The 16,048-nt window shown below is 63.2% G+C and carries 17 protein-coding genes; 8 read left to right on the top strand and 9 right to left on the bottom strand.

Annotation, left to right across the window (positions count from 1 at the left end; all coding sequences use genetic code 11):
- Positions 1-10 precede the first annotated feature (10 nt).
- From ACYSM9_RS14040 to ACYSM9_RS14020, 5 genes are all read right to left on the bottom strand, one after another.
- Positions 11-1,198, bottom strand: coding sequence for a type III polyketide synthase (locus ACYSM9_RS14040; protein WP_461857571.1), 1,188 nt, complete (start codon positions 1,196-1,198; stop codon positions 11-13).
- Between the two features lie 231 nt (positions 1,199-1,429).
- Entirely contained in the window at positions 1,430-2,203 is a 774-nt protein-coding gene (locus tag ACYSM9_RS14035; protein WP_461857570.1) for a hypothetical protein, read from the bottom strand.
- On the bottom strand, positions 2,200-3,198 hold the full coding sequence (locus ACYSM9_RS14030) for a TniB family NTP-binding protein (RefSeq protein ID WP_461857569.1): 999 nt from the start codon (positions 3,196-3,198) through the stop codon (positions 2,200-2,202). Before ACYSM9_RS14030 ends, ACYSM9_RS14035 begins: the two co-directional genes overlap by 4 nt.
- A 51-nt stretch (positions 3,199-3,249) precedes the next feature.
- Complete coding sequence (locus tag ACYSM9_RS14025; protein ID WP_461857568.1) at positions 3,250-5,331, bottom strand: Mu transposase C-terminal domain-containing protein; 2,082 nt, start codon at positions 5,329-5,331, stop codon at positions 3,250-3,252.
- Complete coding sequence (locus ACYSM9_RS14020) at positions 5,274-6,041, bottom strand: TnsA-like heteromeric transposase endonuclease subunit (RefSeq protein WP_461857567.1); 768 nt, start codon at positions 6,039-6,041, stop codon at positions 5,274-5,276. Before ACYSM9_RS14020 ends, ACYSM9_RS14025 begins: the two co-directional genes overlap by 58 nt.
- Positions 6,042-6,378: 337 nt before the next feature.
- Between ACYSM9_RS14020 and ACYSM9_RS14015 the strand changes: the two genes are divergently transcribed.
- From ACYSM9_RS14015 to ACYSM9_RS14005, 3 genes are all read left to right on the top strand, one after another.
- On the top strand, positions 6,379-6,726 hold the full coding sequence (locus ACYSM9_RS14015; RefSeq protein ID WP_461857566.1) for a hypothetical protein: 348 nt from the start codon (positions 6,379-6,381) through the stop codon (positions 6,724-6,726).
- 254 nt (positions 6,727-6,980) lie between these two features.
- Complete coding sequence (locus ACYSM9_RS14010) at positions 6,981-7,382, top strand: DUF3054 domain-containing protein (RefSeq protein ID WP_461857565.1); 402 nt, start codon at positions 6,981-6,983, stop codon at positions 7,380-7,382.
- A gap of 108 nt (positions 7,383-7,490) precedes the next feature.
- Positions 7,491-7,772, top strand: coding sequence for an Lrp/AsnC family transcriptional regulator (locus ACYSM9_RS14005; RefSeq protein ID WP_461857564.1), 282 nt, complete (start codon positions 7,491-7,493; stop codon positions 7,770-7,772).
- 9 nt (positions 7,773-7,781) lie between these two features.
- Here the strand turns inward: ACYSM9_RS14005 and trpD are convergent, their stop codons facing one another.
- A complete protein-coding gene (trpD, locus tag ACYSM9_RS14000) occupies positions 7,782-8,837 on the bottom strand; it encodes an anthranilate phosphoribosyltransferase (RefSeq protein ID WP_461857563.1) in 1,056 nt (351 codons plus the stop codon).
- A gap of 112 nt (positions 8,838-8,949) precedes the next feature.
- Here trpD and ctaE point away from each other — a divergent pair, with 112 nt between their 5' ends.
- The 4 genes from ctaE to qcrB all read left to right on the top strand — a co-directional run bounded on the left by ctaE (position 8,950) and on the right by qcrB (position 13,317).
- Positions 8,950-9,624: an aa3-type cytochrome oxidase subunit III gene (gene ctaE, locus ACYSM9_RS13995; RefSeq protein ID WP_217509392.1), complete on the top strand. Its 675-nt coding sequence runs from the start codon at positions 8,950-8,952 to the stop codon at positions 9,622-9,624.
- An 86-nt stretch (positions 9,625-9,710) separates the two neighbouring features.
- Positions 9,711-10,499, top strand: coding sequence for a cytochrome bc1 complex diheme cytochrome c subunit (gene qcrC / locus ACYSM9_RS13990; RefSeq protein ID WP_461857562.1), 789 nt, complete (start codon positions 9,711-9,713; stop codon positions 10,497-10,499).
- A 99-nt stretch (positions 10,500-10,598) separates the two neighbouring features.
- Positions 10,599-11,669, top strand: a complete 1,071-nt coding sequence (gene qcrA / locus ACYSM9_RS13985; RefSeq protein WP_461857561.1) for a cytochrome bc1 complex Rieske iron-sulfur subunit — start codon at positions 10,599-10,601, stop codon at positions 11,667-11,669.
- A complete protein-coding gene (qcrB, locus tag ACYSM9_RS13980) occupies positions 11,647-13,317 on the top strand; it encodes a cytochrome bc1 complex cytochrome b subunit (RefSeq protein ID WP_461857560.1) in 1,671 nt (556 codons plus the stop codon). Before qcrA ends, qcrB begins: the two co-directional genes overlap by 23 nt.
- An 86-nt stretch (positions 13,318-13,403) precedes the next feature.
- Here the strand turns inward: qcrB and ACYSM9_RS13975 are convergent, their stop codons facing one another.
- Positions 13,404-14,174: a GntR family transcriptional regulator gene (locus tag ACYSM9_RS13975; protein ID WP_221384985.1), complete on the bottom strand. Its 771-nt coding sequence runs from the start codon at positions 14,172-14,174 to the stop codon at positions 13,404-13,406.
- A gap of 166 nt (positions 14,175-14,340) precedes the next feature.
- Between ACYSM9_RS13975 and ACYSM9_RS13970 the strand changes: the two genes are divergently transcribed.
- Positions 14,341-14,634 carry an HPr family phosphocarrier protein gene (locus tag ACYSM9_RS13970; RefSeq protein WP_461857559.1) on the top strand — a complete coding sequence of 98 codons (294 nt, stop codon included), beginning with the start codon at positions 14,341-14,343 and terminating at the stop codon, positions 14,632-14,634.
- 70 nt (positions 14,635-14,704) lie between these two features.
- On the opposite strand, the gene ACYSM9_RS13965 is transcribed toward ACYSM9_RS13970, so the two are convergent.
- Positions 14,705-15,106, bottom strand: coding sequence for a cytochrome c oxidase subunit 4 (locus tag ACYSM9_RS13965; RefSeq protein WP_461857558.1), 402 nt, complete (start codon positions 15,104-15,106; stop codon positions 14,705-14,707).
- Positions 15,103-16,048: cytochrome c oxidase subunit I (locus ACYSM9_RS13960; RefSeq protein WP_461857557.1), on the bottom strand; the 946-nt coding region annotated here is incomplete at its 5' end. The genes ACYSM9_RS13965 and ACYSM9_RS13960, both read right to left, overlap by 4 nt.

Here is a 16,048-nt window from a genome sequence, read left to right as displayed (position 1 = left end):
GTTAGCCCTGTCAGCCGGCCTGGGCTTGTGCAGGGAGCGGCAGCGCGGAGGCCAGGGCAGGTGCCTGACGGAGCTTGGCAAACAGTCCGGTTTCGACCGTGAGCCCCGGGCCGAAGGCCATGGAGCAGATGCGTTCACCGCCGCCGGCTTCCTGCAGGGGCTGTTCCAGGATGTGCTTGAGGACGAACAGGACGGTGGCGCTGCTCATGTTGCCGTAGTTGCGCAGGGTTTCCCGCGCGGGAACCAGCTGGGCGTCGGTGAGCCCGAGCCGGGACTGGACCTTGTCGAGGATGCTGCGTCCGCCGGGGTGGATGGCCCAGTGGGGGACCGCTGAGTAGGGGAGCGCCGCCACTTCCGGTTCGCGTGCGAGGAGCGGCTGCAGGGCCCCTACGATGTGGTCGTCGATGATGTGCGGGACGTAGTTGCCCAGCACCATCTCGAATCCGTGGTCGCCGATGTTCCACGCCATAGAGTCCTCGCCGACCGGGGTGAGCACGGTTTCAAAGTGGTCCAGCGTGAGCAGTGCGTTGTCTTCAGAGCCCGGCCGGGCGGTGACGACGGCGGCCGCGGCGCCGTCGGCGAACAGGGCCGAGCCCATGATGGCGTCGGGGTCGTTGGACGTCCGGACGTGGAGCGAGCACAGTTCGGCGCAGACAACCAGGACGACGGCGTTGGGGTCGGCTTCGCAGAACAGCTTGGCGGCGCGGAGTGCAGGGAACGCCGCGTAGCAGCCCATGAAGCCCAGGTGGTAGCGCTGGACGGCGGGGTTGAGGCCCAGTTCGCGGACCACCTTGTAATCGGGGCCAGGGTTGAAGAATCCGGTGCAGGAGACGGTCACGAGATGAGTTATGTCAAGTAAATCGAGTTCCGGCGCCGCCTCCAGGGCAGCGCGGGAGGCCTCGACGAAGAGCTTCGTGGCTTCCCGGGCGAAGATGTCATTGCGGACTTTCGTGCTGGGGTTCAGCAGGAGGCCGGTGGCCGGATCGTAAAACTGCGGGTCCTCGGAACGGAACGTGTTGGTCAGTTCCTCGACGGCGGTGAACCTCGTGTCGATGGCAGCGCCGTCAAAACAGGTATTGACCAGCCGGGAACCCAGGCGCGACAAGCCCGGCTGGGCAGCAAACACGTCACGCGCCTCAGACTGGATCAGCATCGTCGCCGGGACTGCAGTTTCAAGTGAACGCACAAAGACCGTCATTGACACATTCTTGACGGCCGCCCGGGGAAAGACAATGGGTTCAGTGACGTTGTCCGCCGTCTTTTGTGGCTCTGACCTGCATGTTTGTCCCGATTACGGGACTGCCTTCCAGTGTCCGTTCTCAATGTAGTTGTCAGTAACGACGTGGGAACTGACAGGTTGGATGCGAGAGATTCGGGCTGATTTTTCTCATTCATGTTGTCAGTTCCGTATTTTCGGTTCCTGGGGGCGTTAGGTCATCCAGTTGATGCCGAGGCGGGAGAGTTTTCGGAGTGCTTTCTCGATCCGTTCGGCTGAGCGGAGACGGCGGTTTTCCCCGGTGGGGATGATTGAGGATGCAATTTCTCTGGCCATCCGGTCGCGTTGTTGCTCGGGTGGGTGGGCCGGGTCGTGGAACCAGTTCTTAAAGGATGTTTGAGTGATCAGGCGGGCGATTTTTATGGTTTCGGGGTAGGTCAGCATTTCGGGGTCGTAGGTTCCTGCCCGCGTGGTTCGTTCTTCGAGGGTGGAGAGCGTGATGCCGGCTCGTGCGCATTCGCGGGCGGTTACCATGACCGGTGTGCCGACATGGGCCCCGCGGGAAACCAGTGTTGACCGGAAGTGTCGTTCGGCGGCGAGCAGTTCGGGGAGTTCGCGGATGTCGAGTTGGTTGTGGCCAATCCAACGCCGGTGTGCGATGCAAACCCAGCCGACGGTTAGGGTCCGTCCCACTCGCTGGGTTCCGGCTGCGCATCGTAAGCATAGTGCCCGTTCGAGGATCGGGTGCCCGTGGAGCGTTGAGCGCTGATCGAAGGCTCGAACATCGAGCTTTCCCAGTTGTTTCCAGGCTTGGATGCGTTCAGGGTGCCGCCGGGAGCGTGAAGGGGGAAGGATCCCGGCTTCCCTGAGAGCTTTTTCGATTTGTTCGACGGTGGTGCCGTTGCGTTGGGCGTGCCGGGACGCGTAGTTGTCGATGCCTTCGCCGTGTGTCAGGCGGGTCGGGACGGGGAGTGGGGCCAGGGTCACTGTGCCATCTTGAGCCCGCGGCTCGGGGATTTGTGGCCGTGGGACCTGTTTTGGGAGCGGTGGTGTTCTTGGGCTGCCAGGTCTGTGGCTGTTGCTTCGAGCCTTTGCCGGTCGATCAGTTCCGTGCCGTCCAGGATCGCTCCGATGGCGGCGTCCGAAAGGAGACCGCGGAGCGCCCCGATCCTTCCTCCGGTGCGATCCCACAGGTAGAGGGATTCGTCAGCAAGAGAACCTGGCCGATGCTCAGCCAGCGGCAAGAGGTTTTCGACGCCGAGCACCAGATCGGTCCATGCTTCGCGGTCCGCTTTCGAGCCGATGGAGTAGGCGGTCATCTCGTGCAGGATCATGCGGGCTTTGATCTGTCGGCCCATGTCACCGGCGAAGAGGTCGGTTGTTGGAAGATCGATTCCGGCGTAGAGGAAGGTTGCGTCGAGCCGATCCGCGAACTGTTTCAGGGTGCTGGCCGCTTCGGCACCGATCTGCTTGTTCGTCCTGAGATTGTGCACCTCGTCGACGATTACCAGCGAGGTGCCCATGGCGCGGAGGACTGTTATTACCTGTTCGGTGAGCGTCGGTGCTGTTGCCCGGTGAAGTACCGGTAGTCCGAGCCATTGCGCGAAGGCCTGCATGAGCATCTTTGGTGTGGTGGCAGGCGGAACGACGGCGTAGACAACCGGAGCGAAACCCCAGTCAGCCTGGCGCCCGAGTCTTTTGCGCTCTGATCTGTCGTGACGTTTGCCCAGCAGCAGGGCCGCCGTGGATTTCCCCATGCCCGCCGCGCCTGAGATGGCCAGCCCGCGTCTCGCGGTCGCCGTGCTGGCCGCGTTGCGGGCGATTGCGATGCGGGTTTGCAGGGAGAGCGCCTGAGTGTCCGTAGTTTCCAGAACTGTGTCTGCTGCAAGCCACGCGAAGCGCGCGAGGTCGTAGGTGGCCTTCTCGTCGGCGGAGAGCGCCTGCATCTCTGACAGAGACAGGATCGGGGGCTCTTCGGGCACGTGCGCTACGAAATCGCGCCAGGCCGTCAGGCTGTCCGGGATGGCGATGTTTCAGTCCTCCAGAAGATCAATACGTCGTCCATGGCGGCGACGTGGAAAGTCGATGACTACCGGGTCCGGCGCCTGGATCGGGACTGGTGCCGTAAGCGCAGGGTCTACGACCGGTCTTGGGGGCGCTTCCGGAGCCGGGACGGCCGCAGGTGTCAGATGTGTGCGTTGTGCAGCTTGGCGTTCGGCTCGTCCTGCCGGCGTGGTGAGGATCCGATTGATCTGGGCAAGGAGGTCTCTGCCGGCAACGGTCTCGCCTCTCCTGTCCAGTGCCTTCTTCGCGGCGGCAAGGACCTCGCGGGAAAAGGGGCCCACAAGGTGCGTGGTGAGCGTCCAGCTTGCCTCGATCCACCGGCCCTTTTTGTGGTCACGGACGTAGATCGCCTGGAGCCTGTAAGGGTCATACCTCACCTCCCAGCGTCCGTCGGCTGGTGCGGGGAGCCCTGAGGGGACCCCGCGGTATGGATGAAAATCCGGGCTGTCGTAGTGCAGACCGTGAAAATTGATCCCGTATGGCTGGATGCGCCGCCATTCGATTGGCAGGAGCGACAGATAGTCATCGCGGGTCAGTGCTACAGGGACCTGTGGTGCGACACTGGACAGGGCCGCGAATGCCTCGTTGGGCGTGAGGTCTTTCCGGGGCATGGCTGGGTGACGTAGTCCCTGATGGGGCCGGTTCTGCCAGATCGCGACAAGCCACCAGTCAAGAAGGTTCTGGACTTCCGCAAGAGTGAATCTGGCCTCCGCTGCCGGATCTTTGCCCCTGCGAACTGTGTTGGGCCCCGTGTATCCGTCCAGGTACTGGGTGAACCCGGAATTAACGCCGGCAAAGAACCGTTCGATGTGCGGCTTGTCAGTGGGCGTCCGAGGAGCCGCTTTAGTGATGCTGATCTGCAGGCGCTCACAAGCTGCCGTGAAGGTTGAGCCGATAAATACCTTCCCGCGGTCAACCGTGATGGATTCGGGAACGATGACGGGCTTGGCGGCGATCGCGGAACGCAGGTCCTCGTCGCCTGGAAGCATTCCCTGGGGAAGCACGGAGCGTGAGTAGCTCAACGACGCGTCCCATCCTGGCTGCATCGGCAGGGGAGTCATGGCGCGGGCAAGCAGCAAGGCCGCGTCCACGGCCTTCGTTGCCACCGGCCGGAGGATGACAGCCAGCGGGGTGCGGGTTGCGATGTCCAGCGCGACGGTCAGATCCACCCGACCGCTGCTGCCGTCGGGATAAACGATCATGAGGTCCATCGGGGTGGAGTCAATTTCCACGAGCTCGCCTGGACGTGATGGGGCTTGGCGTCCCCATGACCTGTCCGGCCTGTTCCCCTGGGTCCGTCGCGTTGTCGCGTTCCCGAATGGGTGCCTTGAACCCTCGATCTTCTTCAAAATGCGGTAAAGGGTCGCATCCGACGGCACGTCGAGACCGGACTTGGCCGCTGCCGCCCGAACCCGGGCAATGACACGAGACCTGGTGCCCGTGGAAACATCCTTCTGCCCAGACACCTCAGCTTCGATCAAAGCCAGGACTCTGAGGTCGGTCCGCCCGGAAACACTCGCTTGACGGGTGGCCCTGCCATCCGCGAGGCCCCCAATGCCCCGGGCTCGGTAATCGGCGAGATGACGGAACATTGTCCGCTCGGTCATGGCGATCCCACAGGTGGCGAGCTCCGTCAGTTTCGCCGCGATTCGGGCCTGCAACGGGTTGGTGAGATCGTACTCGGGCTTCGGCGTGCTTCCCGGCGATGACCCGGGCGGAAGTCCGTGGAGCACTTCGTGGACGTGCCCGTGCAAGGCAAGGACGTCGTCACGGGCGGCAGGGGAGAGCCGCTCCAGAGCAGCCGCATTTTCCAGCGAGGGGAGGGGCCGGGGATCGTCCGGCAGGTATGAATCATCGATCAACAGGTCGACCGCCGGGACACGTCGGATGCGATTGGTCGCGAGGTTCTTCAAGGCCAACTCAGGCCCGTCCTGGGCCACAACCTGCCACGATCCACAGTCGAACTGGATCAAATCAAACAACCTGACGGCTTTCATGACGCAGCCGCCGTGCTCGGCATCGGCAACACCTTTTGAGCCGGTGCGATCCAAGCATCCATCGACAACGGCTCGTCCAGGCCAACTTCAAGGATCCCGACGAAAGCCAGATGCAGGAGATAGGCCTGAACAACGGAGGGCTCCAGCACCAACATCCGCGAAGCCCGCCGCACGGCCGCGGATACAGAGACGCCCGAACCGATTGCTTCCAGGATCACGGGCACGACAGTGCCCGCCGGCGCGTATCTCTGAAAACGATAGCCAGAGAGCCACCGAAGGTTCGAAGACCGCGGCTCGGGTATCCCCGAGAACACCTCGTAATCCCAGCCAGCCTCATCACATAACGCCCGGGTCAGGGTGAACTGGCGGGACCCGGCCTCCAAATGGTCGCGGTGCCGCACATCCACAACGCGTCCGCCGCCGTCCCGCAGCCGCACGAAGAAATCCGGGACATGGCCACGGCCGCCATCAGTCCCGTTAGGCCAAAGCACAGCAAATGGCTGAGACGCGATACCCACAACGTCCTGGTCGTAATCGGCAAGCATCAGGAAATCCCGCTCCAGCAGGCTCTCAAAGCTCACGTGTGAGCCGGTCGTGCTCGACCACCACGAACCCTCATAGTTCCGCTTGCCGGGCCAGGAAAAGAACGACCGAACAGGCAACGCATGCTCCAAGCCCAGCGACGCCCAGGCCGACAAGACCGGCTCATCCAGCATGCAGCCGCCCAGCCGAGCAAGAATCCGAGCAGAGTCAGTCGCGTTCACCGGCAACGACCTCAACGCGTCACGTTCAACCACGCTGACAACTTAACTGAGAAACACCCCAAATCCGTTAACTGACACGTTCAGTGCGAAAACTGACATCTGGAATGAGAACGGACATCCAGGATCCTGTGGGCCCCTGTCCCAGCAGGGTTCCAAAACGCCGATAATCTACATTATGTAAAGTAACGTGAATCTACCCCTGTCCTTGCCATGTCTGGTAGTTCGCTTCGCGATACGGCGCAGGACCTTGTGCCCTGCCCGGCGTTTCCGTGTTCCCGTATCGTCCATGGCAAGAGTTCCACGTGCGGGAATCCAGTGGAAAGGGGCCTGCGCAACCATGCATTGGGATCTTGGTTTTTGGGGCCTTGCGCTGCTCGCGCTCATGTCGCTGGTCTTCGGCCTGCTCTTCCACTTCATTGTGGGCTTCAAGGTCATGCGCTGGGTCTGGGTGATGGCGGCCGCCGCCTACTTCCTTGCCGGCGTGCTGGTTAGCGAGGTGTGGTTCGGGTGGGCCACGGCGGAAGACCTCCAGCCCAACATTGACGGGCTGTCGTTCGACGAGGTCAACCTGGTGACACTCGCCGGACTGATCGTGGCCGTGTTTCTTCGGCAATCCACCAAGAAACGGCGCGCTGCAGCCGCGAGTGCTGCCCGACGTGCAAGGCCTAGTGCCGGCGGCGGATAGACGCGCCCACAAAGGCACCGAGCCCGAGTCCTGCGGCAAAGCCCCAGAATGGCGTATGGAAGATCGCAAGGCCCAGGCTGATCCCCAACGCTGCGCCCATCAGGCTGCAAATCCACAGCGGTTTGTTCACATGACCTCCAAAAGCGGGGCCCGGCGGGGCAATTCCATCCCGCGGTCCAACAGATTCCAGCAACTGAGCCGAGCCTACTCCCCCGATGCGTCAACTGTTCCGGCGGCCCGATAAGCTCGAATACATGAGTTCCATGAAGACGAAGCCGGCCCGGACGGCCACCGCGGCCGTGGTGCTGGCGGCGGCCGCTGCCGACGTCATTCTCATCCTTGCCTTCGCCGCCATCGGACGCGACGCCCACCACCGCGAAGACCCCGTGGCAGGCGTCCTCCTGACCGCGTGGCCGTTTCTGGCCGGCGCGCTCCTGGGCTGGATCGCCGCCAGAGGCTGGCGGGCCCCGCTTTCGATACGTCCCACCGGCCTCGGCGTGTGGCTCGGCAGCCTGGTGGGCGGCATGCTCCTGAGGGGCATTACCGGCCAGACGGTGGTCCTGCCGTTCGTGATTGTGGCCACGCTGAGCCTGGCGCTCTTCCTGCTGGGCTACCGCCTTGTGGCAGCGGCGGCAGTGAAGTTGCGCGACAGATGACGCAGGAGCCGGAGGCAAGCCGCCTGCTGGCACCGATGTAATAGGCTGGCAGCAGAGAAAAGCTTGCCGGGCACTGGCAGGGCGCTACAGATCCGAAGGGGTTTAGACGTGGTTACCGCATTCGTTCTGATCAAGACCGACGCCTCCCGCATTCCCGAGACCGCCGAGGAGATCTCGGCCATTGACGGCATCAGCGAAGTGTATTCCGTTACGGGCGAGTGGGACCTGATCGCGGTGGCCAGGGTCCCCCGCCACGAGGATTTGGCGGACGTCATCGCAGACAAGCTTTCGAAGGTCCCGGCGGTGGTCCATACCACCACCCATATTGCTTTCCGGGCGTATTCCCAGCACGACCTGGACGCCGCCTTCTCCCTGGGCTTCGAGCAGTAGGCGCGGCCGCTAGGAGCGGCTGAGGGACACCCAGCGGTCGAGCACCGCGGCAGCGGCACCGGAGTCGATCGATTCCGCCGCCCGGTCGAACGCCTTCTGCATGCGCCCCAGGAAAGACCCCTCAGCGTTGAGGTCGAAAGCGACGAGGCCTGCGGCCGCGTTCAGCAGGACGGCGTCACGGGCCGGCCCTTCCTTCCCGGCCAGGACTTCACGGACGACGCCGGCATTCGCGGCGGCATCCCCGCCGCGCAGCTGCTCGACGGTGGCAAGGCGGATGCCCAGGTCCTGAGGCGAGAACAGCAGCTCAGCGACTCTTCCCTCACGGATTTCCCATACGGTCGACGGGCCCGTGGTGGTGAGCTCGTCGAGTCCGTCGTTGCCCCGGAAGACAACCCCCCTGCTCCCCCGGCGCGCCAGGACACCAGCAACCAGCGGCGCCATCCGGGCGTTTGCGACGCCCACCGCGGATGCCTGCACCTTGGCGGGATTGGTCAGCGGTCCCAGGAAGTTGAATGCGGTGGGGATTGCCAGTTCGCGGCGCGGCACGGCTGTATGGCGGAATGACGGATGGAAGACCTGCGCAAAGCAGAACGTGATTCCTGCCTCTTCGGCGTTGCGGGCCACCCGATCGATGGACAGGTCAAGCCGTACGCCAAGGGCCTCCAGCACGTCCGCGGATCCCGACGACGACGACGACGCCCGGTTGCCGTGCTTCACCACCTTCGCCCCTGCCCCGGCCGCCACGAGTGCTGCCATGGTGGAAATGTTCACCGTGTTGAGCTGGTCGCCACCGGTGCCGACGATGTCCAGTTTTTCGCCGGAAATCGCCACCGGGTTGGCGTGGGCAAGCATCGCCTCCACGAGGCCGGACAGCTCATCCACGGTCTCGCCTTTGGCGCTGAGTGCCACCAGGAACCCGGCAATCTGGGCGGGCGTGGCCTCCCCGGACATGATGGTGTCCATGGCCCAGGATGTGTTGTCCGCGGTGAGGTCGGTGCCTTGGATGAGAGCCGAAATCAGTCGGGGCCATGTGTTGCCGGGCGCTGCCGATGCCTGTGAAGTCACCTGCTGATGCTATCGAGGGAGGGCACGCGCTGACCAATGTGAACGGTCGCGGGAACTTTTCCGCGCGATTTCGCGTCTTTGTAGAAAAAGTCCTCCGAAAAGGCGGTTTGCGTTGGGCAGCACGGACTTTTACCGACATAATGTCTATGTGACATCTGCGACCCATGCCCCCAGTACCCCGGCGCACCCCACGCTGAACCGCCCCAACATGGTTTCTGTCGGAACCGTTGTGTGGCTGTCCAGCGAGTTGATGTTCTTCGCCGGTCTCTTTGCCATGTACTTCACGCTTCGCTCCACGAGCGGACAGATGTGGGCGGAAGAGACGGCCAAGCTCAACTTCCCGTTTGCGCTCGTTAACACCATTGTCCTTGTGGCCAGTTCCTTCACTTGCCAGATGGGCGTCTTCGCCGCAGAGCGGCTGCAGCCCCGCCGGACCGGAGGTGCACTGCAGTTCGCCCGCTGGGGCATGAACGAATGGTTCACCCTGACGTTCCTCATGGGCGCCTTCTTCGTCGCCGGCCAGACCACCGAATACGCGATGTTGGTTTCCGAGCACGTATCGCTCTCCTCCAACGCCTACGGCTCCGCCTTCTACATGACAACGGGCTTCCACGGCCTTCACGTCATCGGCGGCCTGATCGCCTTCCTGCTCATCATGGGCCGGTCCTTCGCCGCGAAGAAGTTCGGACACTTCGAGGCAACGTCCGCGATTGTCACCTCTTACTACTGGCACTTTGTGGACGTCGTGTGGATCGGCCTCTTCCTGGTCATCTACGTACTCAAGTAGCCAGCTTTGATTCTTTTTCTACAAGAGGCAGAATTTCAGGTAGCGGCTCCCGGAGCCGGCGCAGGATCGAATAAAGGAACCACCACGTGAAGGCACTCTCACAAAAGCGGCGTCACCCACTTGCAGCAATAGCGCTGCTTCTGATGGGGCTCCTCATCACGGGTGGGCTGTACGCCGTGGCAACCTCCATGAATGAGGCCAAGGCGAGCACCACCACCGCAAGCGCAAGCGACGTTGAAGAGGGCGGCAAGCTGTTCGCCGCGAACTGCGCCACCTGCCACGGCATGGGTGCAAGCGGTTCCAAGGATGGCCCCTCGCTGGTGGGTGTCGGTGCTGCTGCCGTCGACTTCCAGGTCGGTACCGGGCGTATGCCGATGCAGATGAACGGTCCCCAGGCCATGAAGAAGCCTGTCCAGTTCAACGAAGAGCAGACCTCACAGCTTGCAGCTTATGTCGCTTCCCTGGGAGCCGGCCCGGCAATTCCTTCGGAAGAACTGACAAGCGGGGGCGGCGACGCCGCGGCCGGTGGAGAGCTGTTCCGCACGAACTGCGCCATGTGCCACAACGCTGCGGCCGCCGGCGGTGCGCTGACCCGCGGAAAGTTCGCACCGGCACTGGCTGACGTGACCGGTGAGCACATCTACGAGGCCATGGTCACGGGCCCGCAGAACATGCCGGTGTTCAGCGATGCAAACATCACCCCCGAAGGCAAGAAGGACATCATCACCTTCCTGAAGCAGATCGAAACCACGGGCTCCCCGGGTGGCGCCGATCTCGGATCCCTGGGCCCGGTGGCCGAAGGCCTGTTCGTATGGGTTGCAGGCCTTGGCGTCATCATCGCCTTCACCATTTGGCTGACGTCCCGGACATCCTGACTTTCCGCAGGAAACCAGAAACTTCTGCTGACCTGTCAGCAGCTTGATATTAGAAACTAACCCGGCAACCGCCGGGACGAGAGAAGGATGAGGCGAATTATGGGCAACCATAGTGACGGCAGTCCGAACCACTCGGGCACCGTAGCTACGGCTGGTCAGAATGAGGTGGAGAAGTTCCAGGACCCTGGAATTCCTCCGCACCGTTTGCGCCTGGCTGACACGGACCCGAAGGCCGCCAAGCGGGCAGAACGGCAGGTCGCCTTACTATTTGGCATTTCTGTTGTTGGAACCCTGATCTTCCTGGTGGCGTACTTCGCCATCGACCTGGGGCACGACTCCAGCATTGCCACCATCCGGCTCCAGAACGCCTTGCTGGGTGTGGGCACTGCCTTCGCCATGCTGGGCATCGGTACCGGCATCGTGCACTGGGCCAAGGCCCTGATGCCCGATCACGAAGTCTCCGAGGAACGCCACGCAATCCGTTACGAGGAGGACCGGCAGGCCGCCGTCCGCATCGTTGACGACATTGTCGAAGAGACCGGCATCAAGCGCCGTCCGCTGATCCGCAACACCCTGCTGGGTGCGGTTGCGCTCGCTCCGCTGCCCGCCGTGGCCATCTTCGGCGACCTTGGGCCCCGGCCTGACGACAAGCTCGCGCACACCATGTGGGCACCCCAGGACGGCAAGCTCAAGCGCCTTACCCGCGACCCCGATGGTACCCCCATCAAGGCCTCGGACGTCACCCTCGGTTCCGCCTTCCACGTCATCCCGGAAGGCCTGAACGAACTCGAGGAAGGCAAGCTCAACGAGAAGGCAAAGTCCGTTGTGCTGCTGATGCGCCTGGATCCCTCATCGCTGAACCCGTCCAAGGGACGCGAAGAGTGGGGTTACAACGGCATCGTTGCCTACTCGAAAATCTGCACCCACGTCGGTTGCCCCGTTGCTCTGTACGAGCAGCAGACGCACCACCTGCTGTGCCCGTGCCACCAGTCCACCTTTGACCTCACGCAGGAATGCAAGGTGATCTTCGGCCCCGCCAGCCGTCCTCTCCCCCAGCTGCCCATCGCAGTTGATGACGAGGGCTACCTCGTCGCTACCAGCGACTTCCATGAACCCGTAGGACCAAGTTACTGGGAGCGTGATATGCATGAGCGCAGCATCAACAGCTGAGCCCGCTTTCGTCGCCAAAACCAAGACAGGGCGGTTTACCGACTTTGTCGATTCGCGTGTTGGCGGTTCCGGGATCCTCCGCGAGTTCGGCCGCAAGGTCTTCCCCGACCACTGGTCTTTCATGTTCGGTGAAGTGGCGCTGTACTCGTTCGTCATCCTGCTTCTCTCCGGCACCTTCCTGACGTTCTTCTTCGACCCGTCCATGGCGGAGACGCACTACGACGGCTCGTACGTCCCGCTCAAGGGCGTGGAGATGTCCGTGGCCTACAGCTCCTCCCTGGACATCTCCTTCGACATCCGCGGCGGCCTGTTCATGCGCCAGGTGCACCACTGGGCAGCCCTGCTGTTCGTGGCGTCCATCGCGGTCCACATGCTGAGGGTCTTCTTCACCGGCGCGTTCCGCAAACCGCGTGAAATGAACTGGGTCGTGGGCGGCGTGCTGCTCATCCTGGCCATGGCTGCCGGCTTCACCGGCTACTCGCTCCCCGATGACCTGCTCTCCGGCAACGGCCTGCGCATCATCGACGGCGTGATCAAGTCAATCCCGGTTATCGGCACGTACATCTCGTTCTTCCTGTTCGGCGGCGAGTTCCCCGGCACCGCCATCATCAGCCGCCTGTACATGCTGCACATCCTGCTTGTCCCGGCCCTGATCCTGCTGATGATCGTGCTGCACCTCTTCATGGTCGTCGTCCACAAGCACACCCAGTACCCCGGCCCCGGCCGCAACGACAACAATGTTGTCGGCTACCCCCTGGGTCCTGTGTATGCCGCCAAGGCCGGTGGCTTCTTCTTCATCGTGTTCGGTGTGATCGCGCTCATGGCAGCGTTCTTCACCATCAACCCGATCTGGAACTACGGCCCCTACGACCCGTCGCCGGTTTCCGCCGGTACCCAGCCTGACTGGTACATCGGATTCGTTGACGGCGCCCTGCGCCTGATGCCGGGCACGTTCGGCAACTGGCACGTCGAGCAGATCTTCTTCGGACAGGTCTTCACGTTCAACGTCCTGCTGCCTGCCCTGGTGCCGGCCGGCATCCTTTTCACCGTCATGTTCACCTACCCGTGGATTGAGCGCTGGGTGACCAAGGACGACCGTGAACACCACGTCCTGGACCGTCCGCGCAACGCCCCGACCCGTACGGGCATCGGCGTGGCAGGTTTCATCTGGTACTGCGTCATGTGGGCAGCGGCCGGTTCGGACCTCATCGCCACGCACTTCCACGTTTCCCTGAACGACGTGACGTACTGGCTGCGGGCCTTGTTCTTCGTGGGTCCGATCATTGGTTTCATCGTCGCCAAGCGTGTTGCCCTTGCGCTCCAGCGCAAGGACCGCGAAATCGCACTGCATGGCCGGGAAACCGGGCGTATCGTGCGGCTCCCGCACGGTGAGTTCATCGAGGTGCACGCGCCGCTCGACGAATACAAGCGCTACAAGCTGGTTGGCTTCGAGTCGCCGCAGGTGCTCCCCGCCGTGCCGAACGAGCATGGCGTGGTGGACCGCAAGGAAAAGCGCCGCGCTGCTCTGTCCCGCTGGTTCTTCGAGGACCGGGTTGCTCCGGCAACACCCGCCGAACTCGAGGCTGCACATGGCCACGGCCACGCTGCCGTCGAGAGTGCAGAGGAAGCAAAGAGCCTGACGCACTAGGCTTCAAAGCCGAACAGGAAGGCCCCGGTCCGTGTTGGACCGGGGCCTTCCTGCATCTGCCGGGATCTAGTGGTTCCAGGCGCGATCTAGTGGTTCCTGGCGCGCCGTGCACCCGGCCGCTGCAGGGGCACCCAGAGCTTGTAGCGGTCGGCGCGGTAGTACGACACCGAATAGTCCACCATCGCCCGCGCCACGAAGGCGTGGCGCTGGATCTTCAGGAGCGGCGCACCGACGTCCACGTTCAGCAGCCTCGCAGTGGACGGCGAGGCAGCGGTTGCCTCGATCATGTCCTCGCCCCACTCCATGACCAGACCGAATTGTTCGCTGAGGACGTTGTAGAGGGAGGTCGGCGGTTCACCGTCGAGAAGGCCCGGAACCCGGTGGGCCGGGATAAAGTTTTCGTCCACGCTCATGGGCTCGCCGTCGGCCAGCAGGAGCCGCCGGAAACGTACCAGCGGGGTGCCTTCATCCAGCTGCAGCTCGCGGGCCAGGAAAGCGCTGGCGCCTATCTGTTCGAAGCTGAGCACCTTGGCGGCAGGCACCATCCCGCGGCGCTGCATCTCTTCGCTGTAGGAGGTCAGCTTGACCTGCAGGTCGAGCTTGGGCTTCCGGACAAAGGTTCCCAGGCCAACAACACGTTCGATGACCTCCTCCCCCACCAGCGCGTCGATGGCCTGTCTGACGGTCATCCGCGCCAGCCCAAACCGCTCGGCGAGATCCCGTTCCGACGGAAGGGCCGAGCCCGGCGGGCAGGACTGGGCGATATAAGCCCGCAGTATTTCGCGCAGCTGAACATAAATGGCGGTGCCGCTGGTGCGGTCTATTTCGCCTGTGATTGCCGTGGCGCCGGCTGCCATCTGTACCTCTCCTGCTGTCGGGGGCTGTCCCTCAAGTTTAGGACGGTCTAGACCAGTCTCAAGACAGCCTGCCTGCTTTCGCTGCGAGGGTTTTCCGCCAGCTATATTTGGTCAGGAAATTCAGACAACAGACGGGAGGGGGCCCGTCGCGACGAAGGAGTCCCCTTTGCCAACACAAAAGGCCGTGGTCACCGCCCCGGTGGGCCTGCACGCCCGTCCCGCCGCGACGTTCGTCAGGGCGGCCACAGAAACAGGCCTTCCCGTGACCATCAGGAAGGCCGGAGCCGGGGACGTTGACGCCACCTCCCTGCTGCAGGTCATGGCTGCCGACTTTCCTTCGGGCTGCGAGGTGGAACTGGCCATCAGCGACGGCGCCGTGGACGGCGCACAGGGCCGCCAAAAAGCCACGGAGGCACTGGACGCCCTCCGGCGCCTGCTGGAGTCGCAGGGGGCGTCCTAGCCACCTATAAACGCCAACGACGACGGGCCCCACCAAAAGGTGGGGCCCGTCGTCGTTGGTTATTCAGTTCCTAGTGCGCGTGGTCTCCGCGGCTGTACTCGTAGACCCAGCCCACGAGCGCGACCACGGCGATGCCGCCTGCGATGAAGACGATCCAGAAGCCGACGGCCAGGCCCAGGAAACCCGTGGCGCAGGCGATGCCGAGGACCAGCGGCCACCAGCTCCAGGGGCTGAAGTGACCCTGTTCGCCGGCACCTTCATGGATTTCGGCGTCGCTGCGGTCCTCCGGACGCATGCCAACACGCTTGCCGGTGAAGCCCAGGTAAGCACCGATCATTCCGGCAAGGCCGCCCACGAGGAGGACGCCGAGGACGCCGACCCATTCGCTCCAGTTGGTGAGGAATCCGTAAACCAGCGATACCGGGACGAAGAAGAAGACGCCGGAGCCAAAGATCCAAGATTCGATTTTCACTGTGCGGTGTCCTTCTGGTCGGCGTTGCCGAGAACGCTGGCCGCAGGTGCCGGGGACTCGACGGTGTGGACCTGGCGAAGTTCAGGGTGGTGCAGGTCCAGGGCGGGACGCTCCGAACGGATCCGGGGCAGGGAGGTGAAGTTGTGGCGCGGCGGCGGGCAGGACGTGGCCCACTCCAGGGAGGCACCGAAACCCCAGGGGTCATCCACCTGGACCTTCTCGCCGTTCCGCCACGTGATGTACACGTTCCAGAAGAACGGGATCAGCGATGCGCCGAGCACGAACGAGGCCACGGTGGAGAACTGGTTCATCCAGGTGAAGTTGTCCTCCACCAGGTAGTCCGCGTAGCGGCGGGGCATGCCTTCAACGCCTAGCCAGTGCTGGATCAGGAACGTGCCGTGGAAGCCGAGGAACAGGAGCCAGAAGTGGATCTTGCCCAGACGTTCATTGAGCATCTTGCCGGTCCACTTGGGCCACCAGAAGTAAAACCCGGCGAACATGGCGAACACTACGGTGCCGAACACCACGTAGTGGAAGTGCGCCACCACGAAGTAGGAGTCGGAGACGTGGAAGTCCAGCGGCGGGGAGGCCAGGATGATGCCGGTCAGGCCGCCGAAGAGGAACGTGATCATGAAGCCGATGCTCCACAGCATCGGGGTTTCAAACGTCAGCGAACCGCGCCACATGGTGCCGATCCAGTTGAAGAACTTCACGCCCGTGGGGACCGCAATGAGCATGGTCATGAACGAGAAGAACGGGAGCAGGACAGCGCCGGTGACGTACATGTGGTGCGCCCACACGGTCACGGAGAGGGCGGCGATGGCGATGGTGGCGTACACCAGGCCCTTGTAGCCGAAGATCGGCTTGCGGCTGAAGACCGGGAAGATCTCGGAGACGATGCCGAAGAACGGCAGCGCGATGATGTACACCTCGGGGTGGCCG

The sequence above is a fragment of the Arthrobacter sp. C152 genome, from assembly GCF_054890965.1.
The sequence above is the reverse complement of the archived record's forward strand: the minus strand, read 5'-3'. Positions and strand labels throughout refer to the sequence as shown.